The 8,333-nt window shown below is 73.5% G+C and carries 8 protein-coding genes; 3 read left to right on the top strand and 5 right to left on the bottom strand.

What is annotated here, in order from left to right:
* Window positions 1-1,974: ABC transporter permease (locus GL263_RS16190; protein ID WP_182856429.1), on the top strand; the 1,974-nt coding region annotated here is incomplete at its 5' end.
* A gap of 76 nt (window positions 1,975-2,050) precedes the next feature.
* On the opposite strand, the gene ygfZ is transcribed toward GL263_RS16190, so the two are convergent.
* The 5 genes from ygfZ to GL263_RS16165 form a co-directional block, all read right to left on the bottom strand.
* Entirely contained in the window at window positions 2,051-3,028 is a 978-nt protein-coding gene (gene ygfZ / locus GL263_RS16185) for a CAF17-like 4Fe-4S cluster assembly/insertion protein YgfZ (protein WP_182856428.1), read from the bottom strand.
* Between the two features lie 44 nt (window positions 3,029-3,072).
* Window positions 3,073-4,071 carry an ABC transporter substrate-binding protein gene (locus tag GL263_RS16180; protein ID WP_438947966.1) on the bottom strand — a complete coding sequence of 333 codons (999 nt, stop codon included), beginning with the start codon at window positions 4,069-4,071 and terminating at the stop codon, window positions 3,073-3,075.
* A gap of 157 nt (window positions 4,072-4,228) precedes the next feature.
* Window positions 4,229-5,023: an ABC transporter ATP-binding protein gene (locus GL263_RS16175; protein ID WP_182856426.1), complete on the bottom strand. Its 795-nt coding sequence runs from the start codon at window positions 5,021-5,023 to the stop codon at window positions 4,229-4,231.
* Window positions 5,023-6,126 (bottom strand): FecCD family ABC transporter permease, encoded by a 1,104-nt coding sequence (locus tag GL263_RS16170; protein WP_182856425.1) that lies wholly within the window; start codon window positions 6,124-6,126, stop codon window positions 5,023-5,025. Before GL263_RS16170 ends, GL263_RS16175 begins: the two co-directional genes overlap by 1 nt.
* 240 nt (window positions 6,127-6,366) lie before the next feature.
* On the bottom strand, window positions 6,367-6,789 hold the full coding sequence (locus GL263_RS16165; RefSeq protein ID WP_323379425.1) for a response regulator transcription factor: 423 nt from the start codon (window positions 6,787-6,789) through the stop codon (window positions 6,367-6,369).
* Window positions 6,790-6,880: 91 nt separating this feature from the next.
* On the opposite strand from GL263_RS16165, the gene GL263_RS16160 reads away from it, so the two are divergent.
* Both GL263_RS16160 and GL263_RS16155 read left to right on the top strand, forming a co-directional pair.
* The gene (locus tag GL263_RS16160) at window positions 6,881-7,402 is read left to right on the top strand and encodes a hypothetical protein (protein WP_182856423.1); all 522 of its coding nucleotides are present in this window, start codon (window positions 6,881-6,883) and stop codon (window positions 7,400-7,402) included.
* 145 nt (window positions 7,403-7,547) lie between these two features.
* The coding region (locus tag GL263_RS16155; protein WP_182856422.1) for an ABC transporter ATP-binding protein at window positions 7,548-8,333 on the top strand (786 nt) is incomplete at its 3' end.

Genomic DNA, 8,333 nt, shown 5'->3' with positions numbered 1-8,333 from the left:
GACAGCCCCCAGGTCGTCCGCGGCCGCTGGCTCGACACCGGCACCCCCGACGGCGTGGTCCTCCAGGCCGGCCTCGCCCGCGCCCTGTGGGCCGAACCCGGCGACACCGTCACCGTCCCCGGCGGCTCCGAAGGACCCCGCGAACTCACCGTCCTCGGCATCGCCGACACCGCCGAACGCGACCACCGCGCCGGCGACCGCCCCGGCGTCGCCTGGGTCCTGCCCGGCGCCCTCGACCGCGTCACCGCCCCCGCCGACCAGCTCGGCCAGGTCGTCGGCCTGCGCCTCGCCGACCCCGACGACACCGGATACGCCGTCCAGCGCGCCGTCACCCTCCTCGGCGCCGACGGCGTCACCGAGGTCTCCGACTGGAAACAGGCCAGAGCCGAGGCGCAGAGCGACGACCGGCTCCTCGGCCTGCTGCTCGTCACCTTCGGACTCGGCGCGCTGCTCGCCGCCGCCCTCGCCGTCGCCGGCGCCATCAGCACCCGCGTCCGGGGCCACTTGCGGGACATCTCCGTCCTCAAGGCCGTCGGCTTCACCCCCGGCCAGGTCGTACGGATCTTCCTCGTCCAGCACGTGGCGTTCGCCCTGCTCGGCGCGGCCCTCGCCGTCGGACTGATCGGCGTCCTCGGCGGACGCTTCCCCGGCCGCATCGGCGACGCCGTGTCCATCTGGCGCGACCTGCCGCACCACACCGCCGTGACCCTCGCCGTCGCGGGCACCGCCGTGCTCTTCATCGGCGCGGCCACCTCGCTCGCCGCCTGGCGGGCCGGCCGCGTCCCGCCCGTACCGGTCGCCCGGGGCGCGGTACCGCCCGCCGCCGGCATGTCCCGCGCGGCCCGCGCCGCCCTCGGCCGACGCGTGCCGCCGGCCCTCGTGCTCGGCTGGCGCGCCGCGTTCGCCCGCCGGGGCCGCTCCCTGACGGCCGTCGCCCGGCTCGCCCTGCCCCTGCTCCTGATCACCGTCGCCCTCAGCGCCTGGACCACCCTGGACCGGGTCGGGACCGGCGCCGGCGACGCCGCCACCCTCAGCGCCCGCGCCACCGAAGGGCTCGACGAACGGCAGGCCGCCCGCCTGCTCGCCGACAACCCGGACGTCACCGCCGTGTACCCCGGCGTCGAGGTCGCCGCGCTCGCCCCCGGCCAGACCGGCACCATCAACCTGCGCGGCCTCGGCACCGACGCCCGCCCCTACCCCTTCACCGTCGTCGAGGGCCGCGCCCCCAGCCCGTCTGCCACCGACGACGAGGCCGTCGCCGGCCAGGGCCTGCTCGACCTGCTCGACCTGGAGGTCGGCGACTGGGTACGCCTCACCGTCGAAGGCCACCCGCAGATCCTGCACATCGTCGGCCGCACGATCGAGACCGAGCAGGGCGGCCGCGTGGTCACCACCTCGCTCGACACCCTCGCCGAACGCGACCCCGACCTGCGCGCCGCCTTCCACCACGCCCAGCTCAGGCCCGGCGCCGACCCCAAGGCGGTCGGCGCGGCCCTCACCCGCGCCTCCGACGGACGGCTGGAGATCCACGAGGTCGGCGGCCTCAACGAGGGCATCGCGGTCATGCGCGGCGTGCTCGCCGGCCTTGTCGGCGTACTCGCCCTCATCGGCCTCACCGAACTGCTGACCACCATCAACGCCGGCGTCCGGGAACGCGAACGCGACCTGCTCGCGCTCAAGGCCATCGGCCTCACCCCGCGCCAGATCAGCGGCCTCATCGTCACCGCCACCGGCCTCACCGCGCTCGCCGCCGCGCTCGCCGGCACCCTGCTCGGCACCCTCGCCGGCCACTGGCTCATCAACGAACACGGCCGGGCCAGCGGCATCGGTGCCGGCATCGCCCAGACCCCGCCCACGGCGGTCCTGCTCCTGCTGATCGTCGGCGCCACGGCCGGCGCCGTCGCCGCCTCCCTGCTGCCGGCGGCCCGAGCCGCCCGCCGCCGCCCGGCCGACACCCTCGCCGCCGTCGCCTGAGCCGACAGGTCGCCTGAGCCGACAGGCCGCCCGACGGCTGGCCGCTCCACGGCTGACCGCCCGACGCCTGCCCGCTCTACGGCTGGACGACCGGTTCCTGTGCCGCCGCCGTCGTCCCGGCCAGCAGCGGGGCGTCCAGCGGAACGTTCCGCTTCACCAGGGCCAACGCGATCGGCCCCAGCTCGTGGTGGCGCGCCGAACTCGTCACAAAACCCAGCTGCCGGCCCTCCGGACCGTCCGAGGCGAGCCGCACCGGGTCGCCGTGCCCGGGGATCGTCACCTCGCTGCCGTCCAGGTGCAGGAAGACCAGCCGGCGTGGCGGCTTCCCCAGGTTGTGGACCCGGGCCACCGTCTCCTGCCCCCGGTAGCAGCCCTTCTGGAGATGCACCGCCGTGCCGATCAGCCCGATCTCGTGCGGGATCGTCCGGTGGTCCGTCTCCAGGCCGACGCGCGGCCGGTGCGCCTCCACGCGCAGCGCCTCGTGCGCCAGCACACCCGCCGGCGGCCCGAACCGGCCGTCCTCCGCGAACTCCCGCAGCCGCTCACGCGGCAGGAACAGCTCCCGCCCGTACGGCGTCTGGCGGACCAGGACACCCTCCGGCGCCTCTGCGAGGGAACCGGCCGGCAGCAGCACAAGCGCGAAGTCCTCCGTCCGGTCCGTCAACTCCACCCGGTAGAAGAACTTCATGCTCTCCAGGTATTCCAGCAGCGCCGCCTGGTCGCCCGGCTCGGTGTGGATCCACACCGTCTCGCCGTCGTCGACCAGGGACAGCCCGTGCTCGACGTGCCCGTTGGCGGACAGCACCAGCGCCTCGGTCGCCTCGTGCGGCGGCAGCTCGCTGACGTGCTGGGTGAGCAGCAGATGCAGCCAGCTCAGCCGGTCCGACCCGGTGACCGTGAGCACGCCCCGGTGCGACAGGTCGACAAAGCCGGACCCGGCGGCGAGGGCGCGCTGTTCACGGAAGAGGTCGCCGTAGTGGGCGGCGACCCCCTCGTCGCGCCCCTCGGACGGGACGGCACCGGGCAACGACAGCAGCGGACTGGCGTAACGCATGCCACAAGACTACGTCCGACGTGGCCTGCCGGTGGTGGCGGCGATCACTTGGCGTCCGCCACCTTCCGCACGTACTCGCCCAGCGACGCCACCGCGGCGGGGTTGCGCGGCGACTCCACGAGGTCGACGTAGTCCAGCACGAAGATGCGGTCCTCGCGGACCGCCGACACGTTCTTCAGCGGCCCGAAGGACTTCAGGAACTTCCGCTTCTGCTCGGCCGACACGTCGCCGTAGTTGTTGATGACGATGATCTCCGGATCGCGGTCCACGACGGTCTCCCAGCCGACCGTCACCCACGAGTCGTCGAGGTCCTTCATGATGTGGTCGCCGCCCGCCTTGGTGATGATGTCGTGCGGCCCGGCGAACCGGCCCGACGTGAGCGGCTTGTCCTTGCCGTCGTCGTACAGGAACACCCGCGGCCGGTCCTTGCCCTTGGGCGCCTTCGCCTCGGTCTCCGCGACCTGCCGGCGGAAGTCCGCCACCAGCTTCTCCGCACGGTCCTCGACGTCGAAGATCTTCCCGAGGTTCTCCAGGTCGGTGTAGAGCGCGTCCAGCGGCGACATCACCCCGCGTGCCTTGCCCTTGCCGTTCCGGCAGGACTCGCTGAGCAGGTACGAGTCGATGCCGAGCTTCTCCAGCGTCGCCGGGGTGAAACCGTCCGCCTCGTTGAAGCCGTAGTTCCAGCCGGCGAACACCAGGTCGGCCCTGTTGTCGACGGCGATCTCCTTGCTGATCCTGCCCTTGGAGAGCCACTCGGTCTTCTCGTAGGCGTCGGCCCACGGGACCCGCTTGTCGCTCCGCTGGTAGGCGGGGGTGACGTAGCCGGCCATGTTGTCCTCCAGGCCGAGCGAGAACATGATGTCCGTGATGCCGACGTCGTTGGTGATCGCCCGGGTCGGCGCCTTGTCGAAGGTCTTCTCCTCCCCGCAGTTGGTGACGGTCACCGGGTAGTGCGAGTCGCCGCCCTTCGCGGAGTCCGACCCGGACTCCGCGTCGTTCACCTGTGCCCCGCAACCGGCGAGCACTGCCAGCGAGGCGAGCATCGCAAACGAACGGACGACGGCGGTACGGGATGTCGATGCCATGAAGAAGTTCCCTTGAGTACGGGGGGAGAGAAACCGAGGACGAGCGGCCGTCAGGCCGCGATACGGGGCCCGGGGCGGAGCCCCGGTTTCAGGAAGGGGAGGGGCCGGGGGACACCTACCGCTCCACCAACCGGTCGAAGAGCAGCTGCACCGCCCCCGTCTCCGGATGACTCACGCGGTGCGCCCGCACCCCGAAGACCTCGGCCAGCAACTCGGCCGTCAGGACCTCCATCGGCGCCCCGGAGGCGACGATCCCGCCGCGCGCGATGACGTACAGCAGGTCGCAGTGCCCGGCCGCCAGGTTCAGGTCGTGCAGGGCGGTGAGCACGGTCGGCGCCGGCCCGTCCGGGCCGCCGGCCCGGTCCCGGACGAGGTGCAGGACCTCCAACTGCTGGGCGATGTCGAGGTGGTTCGTCGGCTCGTCGAGTACCAGTACGCGCGGCTCCTGGGCCAGCGCCCGGGCTATCAGCACCCGTTGCTTCTCGCCACCGGAGAGGCTGAGGAAGCCGCGGTCCCGCAGGTGTTCGGCGCGGACGCGCCGCAGCGCCTCCCGGCATTTCGCCGCGTCCTCGGCGCTGGCCCGGGCCGCGGCCCGCTGGTGCGGCATCCGTCCCATCGCGACGACCTCGTCGACGGTGAAGTCGAACTCGGCCCCGGCCTCCTGGGGGAGCGCGGCGAGCCGCCGCGCGCCTTCCCTGGGTGACATCGCGAACAGGTCCGCGCCGTCCACCCGTACGGTCCCGGAGGAGGGGCGCGACGCCCGGTACACACACCGCAGCAGGCTCGACTTTCCGCTGCCGTTGGGTCCCACGAGGCCCACCACCGCGCCCGGTTCGGCCGTGAGCGTGACCTCCCGGACCAGCCGGGCGCCGGCGACCTCCACGGACAGCTCGTCGATCTCCACACGCATCAGGCGACTCCGAACGAGTAGCTGCGACGACGCATCAGCAGCAGGAAACAGGGAACGCCGATCACGGCGGTCAGCACCCCGACGGGCAGTTCGATCGGGGCGAGCAGCACCCGGGAGGCGACGTCCACCCACACCAGCAGCACCGCGCCGAGCAGCGGCGCCACCACCAGCACCCGCCGGTGGTCGGCGCCGACCAGCATCCGGGTCGCGTGCGGCACCATCAGCCCCACGAAGCCGATCGCCCCGCTCACCGCGACCACGCAGCCCACGACCACCGCCGTGACCAGGAAGAGCTCCCGGCGCAGCCGTTCGGCGTCGACACCGAGCGCCGCCGCCGTCTCGTCGCCCATCGCCAGCGCGTTCAACCGCCGGGCGGACAGCAGCAGATACGCCATGCCGGCGGCCACCGCCGTCGCCGCCACCGGCAGCGATCCCCACGTCGCGCTGCCGAGGCTGCCGAGCAGCCACATCAGCGCCGACCGCGCCGCCTCGCCGTGCTCGGCGAAGAACACCATCAACGTGGTGACGGCCGAGAAGCCGTAGTACATGGCCGTGCCGGTGAGCACCAGGCGCAGGGGCGTCAGCCCGTGGGCGGTGTTCGCCACCGCGTAGACCAGCAGCATCGCCAGCAGCGCCGAGCCGAAGGCCGCCGTGGACATCGCCCACACCCCGAGCGCGCCGAACGCCCCGAAGAGCAGCACGGCGTTCGCGCCGACGGCCGCGCCGGAGGAGATGCCGAGGACAAACGGGTCGGCGAGCGCGTTGCGCACCATGGCCTGGATCGCCACACCGATCGCCGAGAGCCCGGCCCCGACCACGGCGGCGAGCAGGGCGCGCGGGAAGCGGATCTCCCACACGATCGTGTAAGCCGAGAGCTCGTCGCGGGTGATCGCGCCCCCGGTCAACCCGCTCCACAGATATCCCAGTGCCCGGCCGAATCCCAGGCCGGCGGAGCCGATCGCCACCGCGCACACCACGGACAGCAGCAGCAACACGGCGAGCCCGGCGGCCAGTACGGGAACGGGGAGCCGGCGCCGGGCGCGCGGCGGGTCGTCGTGCGCCACCTCGGGCACGGCGCTGGTCGGGGCGGCCGTCGCGGCCATGGGCTTCCGCCTTCGCCTCGGGCCGCGTACGCGTCGGTGTGCTGGCCGGGGTCGGCGGGCACCCCCTCGCAGACCACGGCGAGTTGAACAGGGCATCGCACCGCCGTGGGCGATCGGGCTCGCGGAGCCGGGGCTCCGCCTACCGTTGCGGGTCAGCGCCGGACTTCGACCGGCTTCATCCCTCGGTGGCGGGGGCAGCGTACCGTGGCGGCCGCCGCCGGCGCGGGGGAAGACAAACGGTCACCCCGCTCCCCGGTCCTCCGCCCCGATGCGCGGCTCGGCCTCCGTCAGCGCCTCCGACACCCACCGGACCACGTCCTCCAGCGGTGGCGGCTTGGGAATCAGGGCGTCGCCGCGGCGTCCGCCGAACTCCCCGAGCGGGTCGTCCGCCGCCGCCGGCACCGGCGCCGTGGTGAGGAACAGCACAGGCCCGCCACAACCGAGCCGGCGGAGCTGCCGCGCGACCTCCCACCCGTCCAGGTCGGGCAGCCCGACGTCCAGCACGACAAGGTCGGGCGGCTCGGCGACGGCCGCGTTCAGCGCCTGCACACCGCCCGCCGCGCACGTCACCCGGTAGCCCGCGAGCCGGAACGTCTGGGCGAGCATTTCCCTGGGGTGCGGCTCGTCGTCGACGACAAGCAGCCGCGGAGGAGTCCTCTTCACAGACCACAGGAGTACCGGTCGAACCTCAAAGAACGATGAGAACCGGGCCCGCGCCGCAGGGCGCGTCGGGCGGCACGGGATAATCGTGTACATGAACGACGCGACTCCCGAGCGGCAGGCCCCGGCCCCGGAGCCGATCCGCTTCTACGGCACCACGTGGACCGACCACTCCGGCGGCTACCGGCTGCGCCGCGCCGGCCTGGCGCTGGCCGCGTTCGCGGCGGCCGCCGCCGGCGCGCTCCTGCTGCGGTTCGCGTACCAGGGCCTGGAGATCGCCGAGGTCGGTACCGTGCTGAACCTGCTGGTCGTGCTGGCCTTCGCGGCGTGCAGCGCGATCGCCTTCAGCAAGACGTGGAGCGCGTACACCAAGCCCCGGCCGGTGCCCCGCGACCAGCGGGAGGAGAGCGCCGACCGGTCCCTCGCCAGTGTCCGCATGATCGGTTTCATCGGCGTGCTGCTGGCGTACGGCATCCGCAGCCTGATCGAGGCGCCGGGCGAGAAGCTGCGGCGCGCGGAGCACGAGGAGGCCGTTCGGCTGTACGAGCGTCGCCGCGCCGCCCGCACGGGCAACCCCGCCGCCCGTGCGCGCTCGCGCGGCAAGCGCCGCCGCTGACCCACGCGCCACGAAGGGCCCTTCCGGACGTCTCCGGAAGGGCCCTTCGCTGTGTTCCCCCTTGTTCTCCCGCCGCACGGTCCGCGGCCGGCTCGCGGCCCGGCCTGCTTGACGGGGCGCGCCACCGAGGAGCAGAATTCATCACATGATGAATTCTGATGACGAGGTCGCCTCCCGCGACGGGACAGCCGTCCACGCCCACCGCCTCACCGTCGTACGCGGCGGCCGAACCGTCCTCGACGACCTCTCCTTCACCGTCCGGCGCGGCAGCGTCACCGGGCTCCTCGGCCCCTCCGGCTGCGGCAAGACCACGCTCATGCGGGCCGTCGTCGGCACCCAGGCCAAGGTCACCGGCACCCTCCGCGTCCTCGACCACCCCGCCGGCAGCGCCACCCTCCGCTCCCGCGTCGGCTACGTCACCCAGGCGCCGTCCGTCTACGCCGACCTCACCGCCCGCCAGAACCTCGACTACTTCGCCGCCGTACTCGGCCTCGCCCCCGCCACACGCGACCACCAGGTCGCCCAGGCACTCGCCGACGTCGACCTCACCCACCGGGCCGACGCACTCGCCGCCGACCTCTCCGGCGGCGAACGCTCCCGTGTCTCCCTGGCCGTCGCCCTCCTCGGCGAACCGGAACTCCTCGTCCTCGACGAACCCACCGTCGGCCTCGACCCGGTGCTCAGACGCGACCTCTGGCAGCTCTTCCACCGCCTCGCCGACACACGCGGCACCACGCTGCTCGTCTCCAGTCACGTCATGGACGAGGCCGACCGCTGCGAGCGACTCCTCCTCATGCGCGCCGGCCGGCTGCTCGCCGAAGGCTCACCCGACGAACTGCGGCACCGCACCGGCACCCGGGCCATCGAGGACGCCTTCCTCCACCTCGTCGACGCCGCCCGCGACGCCGACACACCCCACCCGGCCGAGCCC

The sequence above is a fragment of the Streptomyces durbertensis genome (assembly GCF_014156695.1).
GTDB classification, from domain to species: Bacteria; Actinomycetota; Actinomycetes; order Streptomycetales; family Streptomycetaceae; genus Streptomyces; species Streptomyces durbertensis.
Note: the sequence above shows the minus strand (reverse complement) of the source record. Positions and strands in the feature narration are given on the sequence as shown.

Coding starts and splice junctions, on each gene's coding strand:
- GL263_RS16180 (WP_438947966.1), bottom strand. CDS start 4,071: ATGCTCGCCTCGCTGGCAGTGCTCGCCGGTTGCGGGGCACAGGTGAAC.
- GL263_RS16175 (WP_182856426.1), bottom strand. CDS start 5,023: ATGCGTGTGGAGATCGACGAGCTGTCCGTGGAGGTCGCCGGCGCCCGG.
- GL263_RS16160 (WP_182856423.1), top strand. CDS start 6,881: ATGAACGACGCGACTCCCGAGCGGCAGGCCCCGGCCCCGGAGCCGATC.
- GL263_RS16170 (WP_182856425.1), bottom strand. CDS start 6,126: ATGGCCGCGACGGCCGCCCCGACCAGCGCCGTGCCCGAGGTGGCGCAC.
- ygfZ (WP_182856428.1), bottom strand. CDS start 3,028: ATGCGTTACGCCAGTCCGCTGCTGTCGTTGCCCGGTGCCGTCCCGTCC.